At 37.8% G+C, this 17,161-nt stretch carries 15 protein-coding genes; 14 read left to right on the top strand and 1 reads right to left on the bottom strand.

The window, feature by feature from the left end:
* The first annotated feature begins 275 nt into the window (after positions 1–275).
* The 14 genes from SM124_RS16945 to SM124_RS16880 all read left to right on the top strand — a co-directional run bounded on the left by SM124_RS16945 (position 276) and on the right by SM124_RS16880 (position 16,358).
* The gene (locus SM124_RS16945) at positions 276–1,067 is read left to right on the top strand and encodes a DUF3388 domain-containing protein (RefSeq protein WP_322447703.1); all 792 of its coding nucleotides are present in this window, start codon (positions 276–278) and stop codon (positions 1,065–1,067) included.
* A gap of 11 nt (positions 1,068–1,078) precedes the next feature.
* On the top strand, positions 1,079–1,987 hold the full coding sequence (locus SM124_RS16940) for a helix-turn-helix domain-containing protein (protein WP_322447702.1): 909 nt from the start codon (positions 1,079–1,081) through the stop codon (positions 1,985–1,987).
* Positions 1,988–2,128: 141 nt separating this feature from the next.
* Positions 2,129–2,707 (top strand): CDP-diacylglycerol--glycerol-3-phosphate 3-phosphatidyltransferase, encoded by a 579-nt coding sequence (gene pgsA / locus SM124_RS16935; RefSeq protein ID WP_322447701.1) that lies wholly within the window; start codon positions 2,129–2,131, stop codon positions 2,705–2,707.
* A gap of 18 nt (positions 2,708–2,725) precedes the next feature.
* A complete protein-coding gene (locus SM124_RS16930; RefSeq protein ID WP_322447700.1) occupies positions 2,726–3,958 on the top strand; it encodes a competence/damage-inducible protein A in 1,233 nt (410 codons plus the stop codon).
* A 327-nt stretch (positions 3,959–4,285) separates the two neighbouring features.
* The gene (recA, locus tag SM124_RS16925; RefSeq protein ID WP_322447699.1) at positions 4,286–5,326 is read left to right on the top strand and encodes a recombinase RecA; all 1,041 of its coding nucleotides are present in this window, start codon (positions 4,286–4,288) and stop codon (positions 5,324–5,326) included.
* Positions 5,327–5,670: 344 nt separating this feature from the next.
* On the top strand, positions 5,671–7,236 hold the full coding sequence (rny, locus tag SM124_RS16920; RefSeq protein WP_322447785.1) for a ribonuclease Y: 1,566 nt from the start codon (positions 5,671–5,673) through the stop codon (positions 7,234–7,236).
* A gap of 355 nt (positions 7,237–7,591) precedes the next feature.
* Positions 7,592–8,389, top strand: coding sequence for a 2',3'-cyclic-nucleotide 2'-phosphodiesterase (gene ymdB / locus SM124_RS16915; protein ID WP_322447698.1), 798 nt, complete (start codon positions 7,592–7,594; stop codon positions 8,387–8,389).
* Between the two features lie 244 nt (positions 8,390–8,633).
* Positions 8,634–8,894 carry a stage V sporulation protein SpoVS gene (gene spoVS / locus SM124_RS16910; protein WP_003181955.1) on the top strand — a complete coding sequence of 87 codons (261 nt, stop codon included), beginning with the start codon at positions 8,634–8,636 and terminating at the stop codon, positions 8,892–8,894.
* A 371-nt stretch (positions 8,895–9,265) separates the two neighbouring features.
* Positions 9,266–10,999 (top strand): 2-oxoacid:acceptor oxidoreductase subunit alpha, encoded by a 1,734-nt coding sequence (locus tag SM124_RS16905; protein WP_322447697.1) that lies wholly within the window; start codon positions 9,266–9,268, stop codon positions 10,997–10,999.
* Positions 11,000–11,001: 2 nt separating this feature from the next.
* Positions 11,002–11,868: a 2-oxoacid:ferredoxin oxidoreductase subunit beta gene (locus SM124_RS16900; protein WP_322447696.1), complete on the top strand. Its 867-nt coding sequence runs from the start codon at positions 11,002–11,004 to the stop codon at positions 11,866–11,868.
* Positions 11,869–12,130: 262 nt separating this feature from the next.
* On the top strand, positions 12,131–13,672 hold the full coding sequence (gene miaB, locus SM124_RS16895; protein WP_322447695.1) for a tRNA (N6-isopentenyl adenosine(37)-C2)-methylthiotransferase MiaB: 1,542 nt from the start codon (positions 12,131–12,133) through the stop codon (positions 13,670–13,672).
* Between the two features lies 1 nt (position 13,673).
* Positions 13,674–14,102: a YlbF/YmcA family competence regulator gene (locus SM124_RS16890; RefSeq protein WP_322447694.1), complete on the top strand. Its 429-nt coding sequence runs from the start codon at positions 13,674–13,676 to the stop codon at positions 14,100–14,102.
* Between the two features lie 293 nt (positions 14,103–14,395).
* Positions 14,396–14,941, top strand: a complete 546-nt coding sequence (locus SM124_RS16885; RefSeq protein WP_322447693.1) for an outer spore coat protein CotE — start codon at positions 14,396–14,398, stop codon at positions 14,939–14,941.
* 1,000 nt (positions 14,942–15,941) lie between these two features.
* A complete protein-coding gene (locus SM124_RS16880; protein WP_322447784.1) occupies positions 15,942–16,358 on the top strand; it encodes a VOC family protein in 417 nt (138 codons plus the stop codon).
* A 52-nt stretch (positions 16,359–16,410) separates the two neighbouring features.
* On the opposite strand, the gene SM124_RS16875 is transcribed toward SM124_RS16880, so the two are convergent.
* The gene (locus SM124_RS16875; RefSeq protein WP_322447692.1) at positions 16,411–17,055 is read right to left on the bottom strand and encodes an alpha/beta family hydrolase; all 645 of its coding nucleotides are present in this window, start codon (positions 17,053–17,055) and stop codon (positions 16,411–16,413) included.
* Positions 17,056–17,161 lie beyond the last annotated feature (106 nt).

Raw genomic sequence — 17,161 nt, 5'->3', positions numbered from 1 at the left:
GACATTAATTGGTCTAAAACAAATATGCCTAGAATTTACGTAGGACATGTTTTTGCTAGGTAAATGATGAATTTAAAGTACACCACGATTTCAAAAAAAGAGCCACCTTTTAAGAACAAGCGATTTCTTCACCCTTTTTCCTTTTATCTTCATAGAAAATCATATATTATAGTAGCTAGATAAAAATTTGCTAAAAATTGTCGCTTGTACATCAGGCGTTACTTCTGATTTATATTTTGAGTGTTTTTTCTTTCTAGTTACTAAGGAGGTTTTCCATGGAGAAAATAGAATGGTATTTAGAATATGAAATAATGAAAAATCGACCTGGTCTACTAGGTGACATCGCGTCCTTAATGGGAATGCTATCTATTAATATTGTGACCATAAACGGTGTGGATGAGGGACGTCGTGGATTGTTAATTTTGGCAAAAGATTACGAACAAATCCAAAGATTAGAGTCTATTTTGAAAACGATGGATACAATAAAAGTAATTAAGCTTCGTGAGCCTAAATTACGAGATCGTTTAGCTGTTAGACATGGTCGTTATATTCAAAGGGATGCAGATGATAAGAAAACGTTCCGATTTGTCAGGGACGAACTTGGACTATTAGTTGATTTTATGGCAGAATTATTTAAGCAGGAAGGTCATAAGCTCATCGGAATTAGAGGAATGCCTCGAGTGGGGAAGACAGAATCTATTGTTGCCTCTAGTGTTTGTGCGAATAAAAGATGGCTTTTTGTATCTTCAACTTTATTAAAACAAACGATTCGAAACCAGTTAATTGAGGATGAATACAATGAGAACAACCTATTCATACTTGATGGAATCGTATCAACGAGAAGAGCCAACGAACGTCATTGGCAATTAGTTCGTGAAATTATGCGTCTGCCTGCGGTAAAAGTGGTAGAACATCCGGATATTTTTGTTCAAAATACCGAGTATTCATTGTCAGACTTTGATTATATTATTGAACTCCGAAATGATGATGATGAAGTCATTAAGTATGATGTGGTCGAACGAAATAACATGTTCTCCGATTCTGATTTTGGTGGATTTGATTTTTAATACATTGGAAGGTGTTATCGTTGACGGAATTAGGGAATCGACTAAAAGAAGCTCGCCAAGCGAAGGGAATGAGCTTAGACGATTTACAAGCTGTAACTAAAATACAAAAGCGGTATTTAACAGGAATTGAAGAAGGTAATTACAAAGTGATGCCCGGATCCTTTTATGTTCGTGCATTTATTAAGCAGTATGCTGAAGCTGTCAACCTAGACCCGGAAGAACTTTTTCAAGCATACAGCCAAGATATTCCTAGTACATATAATGATGATCTGCCTGATAAACTTTCAAGAGTTCAAACAAGGAAAGACATGGGCGAGAGAAGTTCAAAGATTCTAGACTTGCTTCCGAAAATCCTCATTTTTGCTTTTGTCATTGGTGCCTTAGTTTTGATTTATTACTTTGTCCAGAAAAGTGCTGGAGATGAATCAGAGGAACCAGTTAATAAAGATAACCAAGAGATCACATATGAAACCTCAGAGGATTTAACGAAAGCAGACGAAACGGATGAAACAGACGGTACAGACGAGGAGACGGCGGAAGAGACCGAAGATACAACCGAAGAGACTGAACCAGAAGTTCCTGCTCAAGAGATAGCGGTGGTTGAAGCAAATGGAAGTAAAACGACTTTCGAATTAAAGAATGCTGAGAAGTTTGAAGTAAAGCTAGTTTCAACTGGTGAAACTTGGGTAAATATGAAAAATGGTAAGGGCTATTCTTTCTTCCAAGGCCTTCTTAAAAAGGGTGGAGAAAAGGAAAGCGAGACCATTGATTATTCAAAAGAAACAGAAGCTTTTATCGTTGTTGGTAATTCACTAGCAACTGAGATTTATGTAAATGACCAAAAAATCGAGTACGCCGTTTCACCTTCTGAACAAGTTCGTCAGGATATCACGATTCGCTTTGTTAAAACGAATGAATAGATAGTCATCTTTATTAGATGACTATTTTTTCACGTTAGGTCTTTATACATAACTTTTTATGGTCCGATGGAAATTAAGAACCTAATATTGAGAAAACAGCCTTCATATATATAATTGTAGGCTTTTGGAGGAAATAGATTAATGAACTTACCAAATAAGATAACGATATCTCGTATTTTTCTCATACCATTATTTATGATCATTGTTTTCGATCCCTTTTCTTGGGGGGATTTGAGGTTGTTAGGTGTAACTTTACCAGTTGCACATTTTATTGCAGCATTAATTTTTATTATAGCCGCTTCAACGGACTGGGTTGACGGATATTACGCTAGAAAATACAACCTTGTTACAAATCTAGGGAAATTTTTAGATCCTCTAGCAGATAAATTATTAGTATCTGCTGCTCTAATTATTTTAGTGGAAATGCAGCTAGCTCCATCTTGGATTGTGATTATTATTATTAGTCGTGAATTTGCTGTAACCGGATTACGACTTGTTCTAGCAGGTGAGGGAGAAGTTGTTGCCGCAAACCAATTAGGAAAAATTAAAACTTGGGCTCAAATTGTAGCCATATCCGCTTTATTATTACATAACATCATTTTTGAATTAATTTCGATCCCGTTTGATATGATTTCTCTATGGGTTGCATTGTTCTTTACGATTTGGTCAGGATGGGATTATTTTTATAAAAACAGACATTCTTTCATTCATTCAAAATAATTTGAAGGCGGTTTTTACATGAATGCAGAAATTATCGCAGTTGGATCCGAGCTTCTTCTCGGGCAAATTGTAAATACGAATGCCAAATTTTTATCCCAGCAATTAGCTGAAATTGGAATAAATGTTTACCATCATACAGTTGTGGGTGATAATCCAGACCGACTTAGATCTGTATTAGAAATAGCTGAATCGAGGTCGAATTTAATAATTTTTACTGGTGGTCTTGGACCGACTAAGGATGATTTAACGAAAGAGACAATTGCAAATCATTTAGGGAAGAAGCTCGTTCTCGATGAATATGCGCTTACTTCTATTGAAAACTATTTTAAAAAAACGAACCGGTTGATGACAGACAATAACCGTAAGCAAGCACTTATATTAGAGGGATCACTAGTGCTGCAGAATGACCATGGTATGGCACCGGGAATGCTACTTTCAACCGATACCCATAGCTATATGCTGTTGCCAGGGCCACCTAAAGAAATGGAGCCGATGTTCTTGCAATATGGACAAGCAGCACTATTAGGGAAGTTAGATTCAAATGAACAGATTTTCTCTCGAGTTCTCCGCTTCTTTGGAATTGGAGAAGCTACACTTGAAACGGAAATCGAGGATTTGATTGATGAACAGAAGAATCCTACTATTGCGCCATTAGCTTCAGACGGTGAAGTCACCCTTAGGCTAACCGCTAAGCATTCTTTACCTGATGTAGCTAGTAGTTTGATAGATGAAGTAGAAAAGAAAATTTTTGACCGAGTAGGGGACTATTTTTACGGTTACGATCAAACTTCTCTAATGGAAGAGCTTTTCAAGAAGTTACAACAGTTGGATCTAACCCTTGCCTGTGCAGAAAGCTTAACAGGAGGAATGTTCCAGCAGCAGTTCACCCATTTTCCAGGTGCGGGGAACATATTAAAAGGTGGAGTTGTTTGCTATACAAACGAGGTAAAAGAAAAAGTTTTAAAGGTTAGTAAAGTAACCATTGCTAAACAAGGTGTAGTAAGTGAAGCCTGTGCCTCTGAACTTGCTGAAAATGTTCGTGAACTATTAGATGCAGATGTAGGAATTAGCTTTACAGGTGTTGCTGGTCCTGGTGAATTGGAAGGCAAGCCTGTAGGGACCGTTTATATTGGAGTTTCAATAAAAGGTAAAACGAAAGTTGAGAAGTTTATCTTTGGCGGTTCAAGAGAGCAGAACCGAATTCGTGCAGTCAAACATGGTAGTCATTTACTCTTAAAAATGTTGTCATAATTATGTATAGTGGATAGAGATGAAAATCACAAGATACTCATTCGTGTATGTTGTGATTTTTATTTTCATTAGATTTTATCTTTTCTTGCCGGAAAAATTTCAGTCAATACAGTGAAATGTCTATTTTAAGACTATTCATGAGTGTTAAAACTAGTTTTTCTACTAAGAGAAAATCTAGTTTTAAGCATTCCTAGCAACTCTAAAAAAAACGAATGAATGTTCGATTTTTTGCTCGACAAACAATAAAAAAACAGTTATAGTAAAGATAGATTATAAGCAGATAACGAATTCAAAAAGTATATTCGTTTCATATAAGGAGGAAATTGTGTGAGTGATCGTCAAGCAGCCCTTGAAATGGCGTTGAAACAGATAGAAAAGCAATTTGGTAAAGGATCCATCATGAAGCTTGGAGAGCAAACAGACCGTCAAATCTCTACTTCACCAAGTGGATCATTAGCGTTGGACACAGCTCTTGGGGTAGGTGGATATCCACGTGGACGTATTATCGAAATCTATGGACCTGAAAGTTCAGGTAAAACGACTGTGGCTCTACATGCTATTGCTGAAGTTCAAGCAAACGGAGGCCAAGCAGCATTTATTGATGCTGAGCACGCATTAGACCCTGATTATGCTCAAAAAGTAGGAGTTAACATTGATGAACTACTTCTTTCTCAACCAGATACAGGAGAACAGGCTTTAGAAATTGCTGAAGCACTTGTACGAAGTGGTGCAGTAGACATTCTAGTCATTGACTCGGTTGCTGCTCTTGTACCAAAAGCAGAGATTGAAGGGGAAATGGGAGACTCACACGTTGGTCTTCAAGCACGTCTAATGTCTCAAGCACTTCGTAAACTATCAGGTGCAATCAATAAATCGAAGACGATTGCTATTTTCATTAACCAAATTCGTGAAAAAGTAGGAGTTATGTTTGGAAACCCAGAAACAACTCCTGGTGGACGTGCATTGAAATTCTACTCTTCTGTACGTTTAGAAGTTCGTCGTGCTGAAACGTTGAAACAAGGAAACGAAATGGTTGGAAACAAAACAAAGATTAAGGTAGTAAAAAACAAAGTAGCACCACCATTCCGTGTGGCTGAAGTAGATATCATGTACGGTGAAGGGGTTTCTAAAGAGGGAGAAATTATCGATTTAGGCTCTGAAATCGACATCGTTCAAAAAAGCGGTTCTTGGTACTCTTATAATGATGAGCGTCTAGGTCAAGGTCGTGAAAATGCTAAACTATTCTTAAAGGAAAATCCAGAGATTCGTTTAGAAATTCAACAGAAAATTCGCGCGCACTATGGTCTAGATGGAGTAAAGACCATTAGCGATGAAGAAGATCAAGAAGAGTTTGAGTTAATAGATTAATTTGTAGAAAAAACAGCTAAGTCTAGTGCTTTGCTGTTTTTTTATTAGTAGGAATAGTTGGAGAAGATACTATTAAAATATGATTTGTATTACTATTTCTTTCTGGATTGTTTACTAAAATGAGGAATATCCTGATTAAAAGTCTGAAATACAAGTTTTTAGCTAAAAGACTGATGGGACAAACCCTTGACAATAAAAATACACAGCTTTACAATTAATATGTATATTTTACATTTTTATGATTATTAAAACGTTTAAAAAGCCTAAGGGTTGTATGTTGACAATGTACATGCTGACACTTTAGAAAACGTAACAAAAAGTTCATAGCAAGAGGAGGTGTAATGATGGGTATTGGTATTTTCGAAATCATCTCCATTTTGCTTGGCCTATTCGTCGGTGCAGTTGTTGGCTATTTTGTTCGTAAATCCTTTTCTGAAGCAAAAATTACTGGCGCTAAGAGTGCAGCAGAGCAAATTCTAGAGGATGCTAAACGTGAAGCAGAATCTTTGAAAAAAGAAGCTTTGCTTGAAGCGAAGGATGAAATTCACAAGCTTCGTACAGAAGCTGAACGTGAAGTGCGTGATCGAAGAAGTGAACTGCAAAAACAAGAAAATCGTTTACTACAAAAAGAGGAAAATCTTGATAGAAAAGATGAATCTTTAGATAAACGTGAAGCACTTTTAGAAAAGAGGGACGATTCTCTTAACAAAAGACAACAGCATATTGAAGAGATGGAAAGCAAAGTGGACGAGATCGTAAAAACGCAAAAAGCGGAGCTCGAACGGATCTCAGGCTTAACTCGCGATGAGGCAAAGTCCATCATTTTAGATCGTATGGAGCAGGAGTTAGCTCATGACGTCGCTTTAATGATAAAAGAGAGTGAAAATAGAGCTAAAGAGGAAGCGGATAAGAAAGCGAAAGAAGTCTTGTCACTAGCAATCCAGAGATGCGCAGCTGATCATGTTGCAGAGACGACGGTATCAGTTGTAACTTTACCAAATGATGAAATGAAGGGTCGTATTATCGGTCGTGAAGGTCGTAATATTCGTACTCTCGAGACTCTAACAGGTATTGATTTAATCATTGATGATACTCCGGAAGCGGTTATTTTATCAGGATTTGATCCAATCCGTAGAGAAACAGCTCGTCTAGCATTAGAGAAGCTTGTTCAGGATGGACGTATCCATCCAGCTCGCATTGAGGAAATGGTTGATAAGGCGCGCCGTGAAGTGGATGAGCATATTCGTGAAATTGGTGAACAAACTACTTTTGAAGTTGGAGTTCATGGACTTCACCCAGATCTTATTAAGATTCTCGGTCGCTTAAAGTTCCGTACAAGTTATGGTCAAAACGTTCTTAAACATTCAATGGAAGTTGCTCAATTAGCAGGATTATTGGCAGCAGAACTTGGTGAAGACGAGACATTAGCTCGTCGTGCTGGATTACTACATGACATTGGTAAAGCCATTGACCATGAAGTAGAAGGAAGCCACGTAGAAATTGGTGTTGAACTTGCAACAAAATATAAAGAACATCCAGTTGTAATTAATAGTATTGCTTCTCACCATGGAGATACAGAACCAACTTCAGTTATTGCTGTTCTTGTTGCAGCTGCAGATGCTCTATCAGCAGCTAGACCAGGAGCAAGACGTGAAACACTTGAAAATTATATTCGTCGTCTAGAAAAACTTGAAGAGATTTCTGAATCCTATGATGGTGTTGAAAAGTCCTTTGCAATCCAGGCTGGTCGTGAAGTTCGTATTATGGTTAAGCCGGAGCAAATTGACGATTTAGAAGCACACCGATTAGCAAGGGATATTCGAAAGAAAATCGAAGAAGAACTTGACTATCCAGGTCATATTAAAGTTACAGTTATTCGTGAAACGAGAGCTGTTGAATATGCAAAATAAAGCGGTGCATTGTGCACTGCTTTATTTTTTTGTCGTATAGGAATTTATAAAATTCTTCGCATTGTGGATAACTCTTTAACATTGAGTGTCCCCGTCCAGCTCCAGCGCCTAGCCCCTCGAGGACAAATAACCTTCAACCCTAAAAGTCGAAAGGCAGACTTTTAGGGTTGAAGAACATTTGCTTGTCGGGGCTGATCGAGGCGCTTGCGCTTTTGTTCTGAAAATCATACTTTAACAAAGCCAATCCAGACTGTATAGAATCATCAATCAATGTGTTACAATTAAATAAGGACATATTAACCTGATAAAACAATGATTACTTTAGTAAATTTACATAGTTAGGAAGGAAGTACAAATGAATATTTTATTTATCGGTGATGTAGTTGGATCACCTGGACGAGATATGGTACGTGAATATGTTCCAAAGTTAAAAGAAAAGTATCGTCCGCAAGTAACGATTATTAATGGGGAAAATGCTGCGGGTGGAAAAGGGATTACGAGCGAGATTTATCGAGGGTTTCTTGAAGTAGGGGCACAAGCTGTCACACTTGGAAATCATACTTGGGATAATCGAGAGATTTTTGAATTTATTGACGATGCTAAATATATGGTGAGGCCCGCCAACTTTCCAGAGGAGAATCCCGGGAAGGGAATCGTTTATCTCAAAATGAATGAGGATGAAGTGGCTGTTATTAGCTTACAAGGACGTACGTTTATGCAGCCAAGTGATTGCCCGTTTAAAAAAGCAGATGAGCTGATTGCAGAGGCTAGAAAACGTACTCCCATTATTTTTGTAGACTTCCATGGTGAGGCAACAAGTGAGAAGCAAGCTATGGGGTGGTATTTGGACGGAAGAGTATCAGCTGTAGTTGGTACCCATACACATGTTCAAACGGCTGACAATCGAATTTTACCAGGTGGTACCGCTTATATTTCTGATGCAGGAATGACAGGTCCATATGACGGTATTTTAGGAGTAGAGAAGGAAGCTGTTATTAAAAGATTTATAAACAATCTACCTGTGCGTTTTGAAGTGCCTAAAACAGGTCGTAATCAGTTGAATGGGGTTTATATAGAGCTGAATAAGAAAACAGGTCTAGCTAAGAAAATTGAGCGAATTTTAATTAATGATGATCAGCCTTTAACTTTTTAATATGGAAATAATCAGAGAAGCCTTCCATTTGGAGGCTTCTTTAGGTTTCTACTGGCTAATTTCTTCACTAAAGTGGCTGTTACTTAGCTTCAACTTGAAAAAAATTTCAGCCACAAAATTTCCATTTTTTTGTCCAAGCTGGAATATGTGATTTCATTTGCGAATATAGTAACAATGGAATCATATATACCTGACTTGTTCAAAACGAGAACATCAGGAGGGGTTAAACAAGGAGGAGCTAGGAATGGAAATATTAAAAGTTTCAGCAAAATCTAATCCTAATTCTGTAGCTGGTGCGCTTGCGGGGGTTCTGCGCGAAAGAGGTGCTGCGGAAATCCAAGCGATTGGAGCGGGTGCATTAAATCAAGCGGTGAAGGCAGTAGCGATCGCAAGAGGGTTTGTAGCACCTAGCGGAGTTGATTTAATTTGTATCCCAGCATTTACAGATATTCAGATTGATGGGGAAGAACGTACAGCTATCAAATTAATCGTAGAGCCAAGATAAGACACAATGGTTAAGAAGGTACCTGTTTGCTACCCTAGTAGACAGGTATTTTTTTGTTAGGGAAAATAATGGAAAGCACTATGGAGAACGTGGATACATTTATAAAGGTAGTTTAAGAGAAAGCTAGAATTATCAAACTTATCTACTATATTTCAAAAAATAAAAAAATATTCATATTTTCGCCAATAAATGCGCATAAAGGGTTGCTTTTTTTACCACATAGGTCTAGAATTGAAAGCGTTTAGTACCATCTAAAATTCCTAAAAGTGGCTAATTCATTAGTTTATTATGGAAGCGAAGGTAAGAGTACTATACTTATTCAAATAAAACGTTTTTACATATTTCTTAACGTATCCAAAGGGGTGTAAGACATGATCAATCAACTTTCTTGGAAAGTTGGCGGGCAACAAGGGGAAGGTATTGAAAGTACTGGAGAAATCTTCTCTATTGCTCTGAATCGTTTAGGCTACTACTTATATGGTTACCGCCACTTTTCATCACGTATTAAAGGCGGTCATACTAACAACAAAATTCGCGTAAGCACGACTGAAGTTCGTTCTATTTCAGACGATCTTGATATTTTAGTTGCGTTTGACCAAGAAACAGTAGATTTGAACTATAAAGAACTTCATGACAATGGAGTTATTATTGCTGACGCTAAATTTAACCCAGTTCAACCAGAAGATACAAATGCAACATTGTATGCGGTTCCATTTACGGATCTTGCTACTGAGCTTGGTACTTCTTTAATGAAGAACATGGTTGCTGTTGGGGCTACATGTGCGGTTTTAGACCTTGATATTAAAGTATTTGAAGAAGTAGTTCAAGAGATTTTTGGACGTAAAGGTCAACAAGTTGTTGATAAAAACATGGAAGCAGTTAAAGCTGGTTTTGACTTCATGAAGGAAAAACTATCTGATAACTCTTTAATGGTATTAGATAAAGCAGACGGTAAAAAACGTATGTTCATGATCGGTAACGATGCGATCGCACTAGGTGCTGTAGCTGCTGGATGCCGTTTCATGGCTGCATACCCAATCACTCCTGCTTCTGAAATTATGGAGTACTTAATTAAAAAGCTACCTACACTAGGTGGAACAGTAATCCAAACAGAAGATGAAATTGCTGCTGCTACAATGGCAATTGGTGCTAACTATGCAGGTGTTCGTACAATTACTGCTTCTGCAGGTCCTGGTCTTTCATTAAAAATGGAAGCAATCGGTTTATCAGGTATTACGGAAACTCCTTTAGTTATCGTTGATACACAACGTGGAGGTCCGTCAACTGGATTACCTACAAAACAAGAGCAATCTGACTTAATGGCTATGATTTATGGAACTCACGGAGAGATTCCAAAAATCGTTATGGCTCCAAGTACAGTTGAAGAAGCATTCTATGATGCAGCTGAAGCATTTAACCTTGCTGAGGAGTATCAAGTTCCAGTTATCCTATTAACAGACTTACAATTATCTTTAGGTAAACAAACAGTTGAACCTTTAGATGTAAATAAAGTTGAAATTCGCCGTGGTAAATTAGCTTCTGGTGACCTTCCAGAAATTGATGGAAAAGGCTATTTCAAACGTTATGAAGTGACAGAAGATGGAGTTTCACCACGTGTAATCCCTGGTATGAAACATGGTATCCACCACGTTACAGGTGTTGAGCATGATGAAACAGGAAAACCATCTGAGTCTGCAGCTAACCGTAATGCTCAAATGGATAAGCGTTTCCGTAAAGTTGAAAACCTTAAGTTCAATACACCAGTTCATGTTAACGCTCCACATGAAGAAGCTGATATTTTACTAGTTGGATTTAACTCAACTCGTGGTGCAATTGAAGAAGCAATGACTCGTCTTGAGAAAGATGGAATCAAAGTGAACCATGCTCACATTCGCTTAATCCATCCGTTCCCAACTAATGAAATTCTACCGCTTGTTAAATCAGCTAAGAAGGTTGTTGTTGTTGAAAACAATGCAACTGGACAACTGGCAAACATTTTAAAAATGAATGTAGGACACGCAGAAAAAGTCTACAATCATTTAAAATATGACGGAAATCCGTTCTTGCCACATGAAATTCATACAAAATGCAAGGAGCTGTTTTAAAAATGGCAACATTTAAAGACTTTCGTAACGACGTAAAGCCTAACTGGTGCCCAGGTTGTGGCGATTTCTCAGTACAAGCTGCAATTCAACGTGCTGCAGCAAACGTTGGGCTTGAGCCTGAAAACTTAGCGGTAGTGTCAGGTATCGGATGTTCAGGACGTATTTCAGGATATATTAATTCATATGGTTTCCATGGAATTCATGGTCGTGCATTACCAATCGCACAAGGTGTAAAAATGGCTAACCGCGACTTAACAGTTATCGCTTCTGGTGGAGACGGTGACGGTTTCGCTATCGGTATGGGTCATACTATCCATGCGATTCGTCGTAACGTGGATATCACTTACATCGTAATGGATAACCAAATTTACGGTTTAACTAAAGGACAAACTTCACCGAGATCAGCTACTGGTTTCAAAACGAAGTCTACTCCAATGGGTTCAATTGAACAGCCTATTTCTCCTATGGAAATGGCATTAACTGCTGGTGCAACATTCGTAGCACAAAGCTTCTCAACTGACCTTAAAGACTTAACGGCTTTAATTGAAGCTGGTATTAACCATAAAGGTTTCTCTTTAATCAACGTATTTAGCCCATGTGTAACTTACAACAAAGTAAACACTTACGATTGGTTCAAAGAAAACTTAACAAAGCTAGCTGACGTAGAAGGCTATGATTCTTCAAACCGTGAGCAAGCAATGCAAACATTAATGAAACACAGCGGTTTAGTTACTGGATTAATTTATCAAAACACTGAGCGTCCATCATACCAAGAGTTATTAACTGGATATTCAGATAAACCATTAGTAGATGCAGATCTTAAACTAGATCAAGCTCATTTTGATAAATTAGTAGCTGAATTTATGTAATATAGAAAATAACCCCTGAGGAAATCTCAGGGGTTCATTTTTGGTTATTAAAGAAATATGTATAGTTTGTTAACGTTTTTCGTAAAAGTAGTTTCTTAGTATACACTATAGGAACATAACTATTGTTTTCGTTAAGTATAGGCATTATACTTAGTTAATGTGCACATTTGCATGCACTTCTATGCGTATGTGAAATTTACCCAATGATTAATTTAAGTTTTTCCTACTATATAGAAAAAGTATGGGTGAAAGGGGTATTGAAATGAACGAAAAACAAAGATTAGAAAGTCAACAAGTACAAGCAGCTAATTCATCGGACAAAAAATCCGAAAAGGATTTCAGTAAGTACTTTGAGAGCGTATATACTCCACCATCATTGAAAGATGCAAAAAAGCGTGGAAAAGAAGATGTTCAATATCAGGATTTTGCGATTCCTGAAGAATTTAAAAATATGGGTAAAGGCCGTCATTTCTATATCCGTACGTACGGCTGTCAAATGAACGAGCACGATACGGAAGTAATGGCTGGTATTTTTATCGGCTTAGGATATGAGCCTACTGACAGTGTGGAAAATGCCAATGTTATTCTTTTAAATACTTGTGCTATTAGGGAAAATGCGGAGAACAAAGTATTTGGTGAGCTTGGTCATTTAAAACACTTAAAGCAAAAAAATCCAGATGTTTTAATCGGTGTTTGTGGCTGTATGTCACAGGAAGAGTCTGTTGTTAACAAAATCTTAAAAACGTATAACCAAGTGGATATGATTTTTGGTACTCATAATATTCACCGTCTGCCAAACATTCTTCAAGAAGCATATATGTCTAAAGAAATGGTAATTGAAGTTTGGTCAAAAGAAGGGGATATCATTGAGAACCTTCCTAAAGTGCGCCGTGGCGATATTAAAGCATGGGTTAACATCATGTATGGCTGTGATAAATTCTGTACGTACTGTATCGTTCCTTATACTCGTGGGAAAGAGCGTAGCCGTCGACCAGAAGACATTATCCAAGAGGTACGTCATTTAGCTGCACAAGGTTATAAAGAGATTACGTTACTTGGTCAGAACGTTAACGCGTACGGTAAAGACTTTGAGGATATAAAATACGGCCTTGGAGATTTAATGGATGAAATCCGTAAGATTGATATTCCGCGTATTCGTTTCACGACGAGTCACCCACGTGATTTCGATGATCACTTAATCGAGGTGCTGTCTAAAGGTGGAAACCTACTAGAACATATCCATCTTCCAGTTCAATCAGGTTCAACGGAAGTTCTTAAAATCATGGCTCGTAAATATTCAAGAGAAGAATATTTAGAGCTTGTTCGTAAAATTAAAGCAGCCATTCCAAATGCTTCTTTTACAACAGATATTATTGTAGGTTACCCAAACGAAACAGACGAGCAATTCGAAGAGACTTTATCTTTGTATCGCGAAGTTGGTTTCGAAGGAGCTTATACGTTCATTTACTCTCCACGTGAAGGAACACCAGCTGCCAAAATGCAGGATAATGTTCCTATGGAAGTGAAGAAAGAGCGTCTACAACGCTTAAATGCGCTTGTAAACGAATTCTCTGCTGCAGCAATGAAAAAGTACCAAGATCAAGTGGTAGAGGTTCTTGTTGAGGGTGAAAGTAAAAATAACCCTGAAGTTTTAGCAGGTTATACTCGCAATAGTAAGCTTGTGAACTTTAAAGGACCAAAATCAGCTATTGGTAAATTGGTTAAAGTAAAAATTACAGATGCAAAAACTTGGTCATTAAACGGAGAAATGATTGAGGAACTAGAAGCTATAGAGGTGAACTAAGATGGGGAAATATACTAAAGATGATATCGTAGCACGTGCACAAGAATTAGCAAGAATGATTGCAGAAACAGAAGAAGTAGACTTTTTCAAAAAAGCAGAAGCGCAAATTCATGGCAATGAAAAAGTAGCTTCTCTAATTTCTCAAATTAAAGGACTTCAAAAACAAGCCGTTAATTTACACCATTATGGAAAAGAAGAGGGCTTAAAGAAAACGGAAGCGAAAATCGCTGCTATTGAAGCTGAACTAGATTCTATTCCAGTTGTACAAGAGTTCAAGCAATCTCAAGTAGAAGTAAATGAGCTCCTGCAATTAGTGGCTACAACGATTTCTAATAAAGTGACAGATGAAGTGGTCACTTCAACAGGTGGAAACATTTTAAGTGGTGAAACAGGTGCTCAAATTAAAAATACAGAGTGTTCACACCATTAATATCAAAAACGACCTATGGCTAGTTTGCCTGGGTCGTTTTTTGTTTTTTAAATATAAATGAAGGCATTTTGAGTAACCTCTCTAACTCAATTTTCATACTTCTAATTAGACTAATTTCTTAGTGTAGGCAAGAATGCGTTCTTGAAGTCGTGACACATATCTATAGGTAAACGCATAGTATGACACTATACCGTACCTAATTCTAGAAGCCAATTGATGATAAAAAATAAAGCACACTAGTCTAATATCCCGCATAGGATGAAGTGAAAATGATTGAGGAGGGTTCGCTCGCAATGGGAGAATACAGAGAGATTATTACTAAAGCGGTCGTAGCGAAAGGACGTAAATTTACACAGTCCAATCATACGATTTGCCCTACACACAATCCAACCAGCATCCTCGGCTGTTGGATCATTAACCATAAGTACGAGGCGAAAAAGGTCGGCAAAACAGTTGAAGTCCACGGTTACTATGATGTAAACGTTTGGTATTCCTTTAACGATAATACAAAAACAGAAGTTGTAACGGAGCGCGTTGAATATTGTGACGTGATCAAACTAAAATATCGTGACCCTGACTGTTTAGACGACCATGATGTAATTGCACGTGTACTGCAGCAACCAAACTGCGTAGAAGCCGTTATTTCTCCAAATGGCAACAAAATTATTGTACACGTTGAAAGAGAGTTTCTAGTAGAAGTAATTGGTGAGACGAAGGTATGTGTAGCTGTTCATCCAGGTCAGTGCGATTGCGATGATGACGATTGGGGAGCAGATATTGACGACGAAGAATTCGAGGATCTAGATCCTGATTTCTTACTTGGAACTGAAGAAGAGTAAAGATAAACTAGGAGGTTAAGCTTCCTAGTTTTTTTTATTGACTTCTTGCGTAAGTTTGTTCGCTATATTTATGGACTAAGTTGATTGGAGCGGAAGGCACTTGACTCCTGGGGGATTAGCGTTTCAGACGAGACCCCGCAGAAGCGCGAGCGACGAGGAGGCTCGGCGAACGCTCCCTGGAAAGCTAGTGCCTGGAGCGGAATTCAACGGACAAACTTCTGAAGCCACTCTATAAAGAACGTATTAGCTCAAATATAGATAATACATCCAGGCTCCATACCAATGAAGGATACGTTCTACAACTATTGACTGAATACAAAATTTCCCTCTGTTTCTATAATGAAGTTAACTAAGGAGGAAGATTCGAATGAAAATATACCAATTAAACTTAAAATGTTTTGCCTTGAGTCAAATGAAAGAATTCTATACAAATGTACTAGAAATGAGTTTAGTTAATGAGTCGGAAAATCATTTTACGGTAATGGCAGGGACAACGAAACTCGTTTTTGAAAAAGATGATACCACTCCTTTCTACCATGTTTGCTTTAGAACGAACGTAGAATTTTATGAATATATGTATCTGAAGCTAGGGCAAGAAAGTGTACTACTTGCGAATGAGGAGGGAGAGTACAGTATGTTTTGGGAGGGGAAGCAGGCTTATTTTACAGACCCTGACGGAAATATATTAGAGATACTGGAAAGACCTTGTATCCATGCAGAAAAAAGTCAGATGGGCTGGTTTGATGTAGGTGAAATCGGTTTACCTACAAAAAATGTTCAAGAAATGAAGTCCAAACTGGAAAAGGTAGTTGCTAATCGATATGTAAGTGAAAGTGAAACATTTTCTTTTTACGGAAATCAAGAAGGGGTATTTGTTTTAGTTAAGGAAGGAAGACCTTGGTATCCGACCGAAAGGGGAGCAACAATTCATCCTTTGAAAGTATTTGTGTCTGGGGAACAAGGGGCATATTTCAACGATGAAGAATTCTCTTATGAAGTAATTGTTCGAAAAGAATGGGAAGAATCATTTCCAGCTGTTCAATTTCGATTGGCGCGTCCGACGAACCAAATTGAACAGCTTATCCGATTTTATGTAGATGGTTTGGGATTAAAGAAAATAGGGGAGTTTAGGGATCACGAAGGTTATGACGGGGTGATGATGGGATTACCGAATCAAGGGTATCATTTGGAATTTACCCAGACTAAAGAGCTTGTAGAATTGCCTCAGCCGACAAAAGAACATCTTCTTGTATTTTACATGCCTAATCGATTTAAAAGGGATGAAATGGTCAATAGACTTAAAATGATGGGTTATAACGAAGTAGAGCCTGAGAATCCATATTGGGGGAGAGGCGGAGTCACAATAGAGGATCCAGATGGGTATCGTATCGTTTTGATGAATAGTGCGGGTATTTGAGGTTTAAAGCTATAAGGAAGTGGCATCGACACCTTTCTTATAGCTTTTTCCGTTATTGTAAAAACTCTTTAATTGTTTGTATGACTTTCTCCATCAGTTGAATGGATTCAACAGGTTTATTTTTTAAATCTAGACTATGGTCTGCACCGCTGTATAATTTGGTCTTATAATTTGCCTTCTCCTCTAACTCTTTCCATCTCTCGCTCCTGTAAATAGGATCTTCATCCCCAATTATGCTTAAAGATGGGCCGTTCCAGTCCATCATGGCATGGAAGGTCTCGTCACGAGTCAGTAGTGGTGTTAACCAAACGACTTTCGTATTCTCCGTTAGTTTTCCTAGAATGGAAGCAATCGAAGCGGTTCCGATGGATTTTCCTAGGATTAAAAGCTCGCTAAAATCTGTCTGTGAAAGGATCTCAGTAAAAGCTTTTTCAGCGTTATACCTGATACAAGCCTTCTTTTCCTCATCGCTAAAAGAAGTATATGGCTCTGTGTGGTACTGATAGTTCATATGTAGAACATGGTAGCCCTCACTTACTAGTAAACTAGTAGAGTAATAAAGCAAAGGTGCTTGATTCGTATATCCTTGGCCTGGAAAAATAACAGCTACCTTTGAGCTTGATTCTTGTTTTAGAAATGAATAGGGTACATTTGAACCTTTATAGCCCTCTAATATGCCTTTTTCTACAGTTATCATATGAACAACTCCTTTTTAAAAATTATAATGCGTTATTAAGCGATTGGGAATAATTTGTTGCTCAAATGGGATTACACTCGAACAAACTTTTTTATGTTATAATAAT

Origin of the sequence: Robertmurraya mangrovi (assembly GCF_034427655.1) — a bacterium.
GTDB classification, from domain to species: Bacteria; Bacillota; Bacilli; order Bacillales; family Cytobacillaceae; genus Robertmurraya_A; species Robertmurraya_A mangrovi.
This window is presented reverse-complemented; position numbering and strand designations above follow the sequence as displayed.

Excerpts from the sequence above, each read along its gene's own strand:
- SM124_RS16875 (WP_322447692.1), bottom strand. The coding sequence starts at position 17,055 with ATGATAACTGTAGAAAAAGGCATATTAGAGGGCTATAAAGGTTCAAAT.
- SM124_RS16900 (WP_322447696.1), top strand. The coding sequence starts at position 11,002 with ATGGCAACATTTAAAGACTTTCGTAACGACGTAAAGCCTAACTGGTGC.
- SM124_RS16890 (WP_322447694.1), top strand. The coding sequence starts at position 13,674 with ATGGGGAAATATACTAAAGATGATATCGTAGCACGTGCACAAGAATTA.
- miaB (WP_322447695.1), top strand. The coding sequence starts at position 12,131 with ATGAACGAAAAACAAAGATTAGAAAGTCAACAAGTACAAGCAGCTAAT.
- SM124_RS16885 (WP_322447693.1), top strand. The coding sequence starts at position 14,396 with ATGGGAGAATACAGAGAGATTATTACTAAAGCGGTCGTAGCGAAAGGA.
- pgsA (WP_322447701.1), top strand. The coding sequence starts at position 2,129 with ATGAACTTACCAAATAAGATAACGATATCTCGTATTTTTCTCATACCA.
- SM124_RS16930 (WP_322447700.1), top strand. The coding sequence starts at position 2,726 with ATGAATGCAGAAATTATCGCAGTTGGATCCGAGCTTCTTCTCGGGCAA.
- spoVS (WP_003181955.1), top strand. The coding sequence starts at position 8,634 with ATGGAAATATTAAAAGTTTCAGCAAAATCTAATCCTAATTCTGTAGCT.
- SM124_RS16945 (WP_322447703.1), top strand. The coding sequence starts at position 276 with ATGGAGAAAATAGAATGGTATTTAGAATATGAAATAATGAAAAATCGA.
- ymdB (WP_322447698.1), top strand. The coding sequence starts at position 7,592 with ATGAATATTTTATTTATCGGTGATGTAGTTGGATCACCTGGACGAGAT.
- rny (WP_322447785.1), top strand. The coding sequence starts at position 5,671 with ATGGGTATTGGTATTTTCGAAATCATCTCCATTTTGCTTGGCCTATTC.
- SM124_RS16905 (WP_322447697.1), top strand. The coding sequence starts at position 9,266 with ATGATCAATCAACTTTCTTGGAAAGTTGGCGGGCAACAAGGGGAAGGT.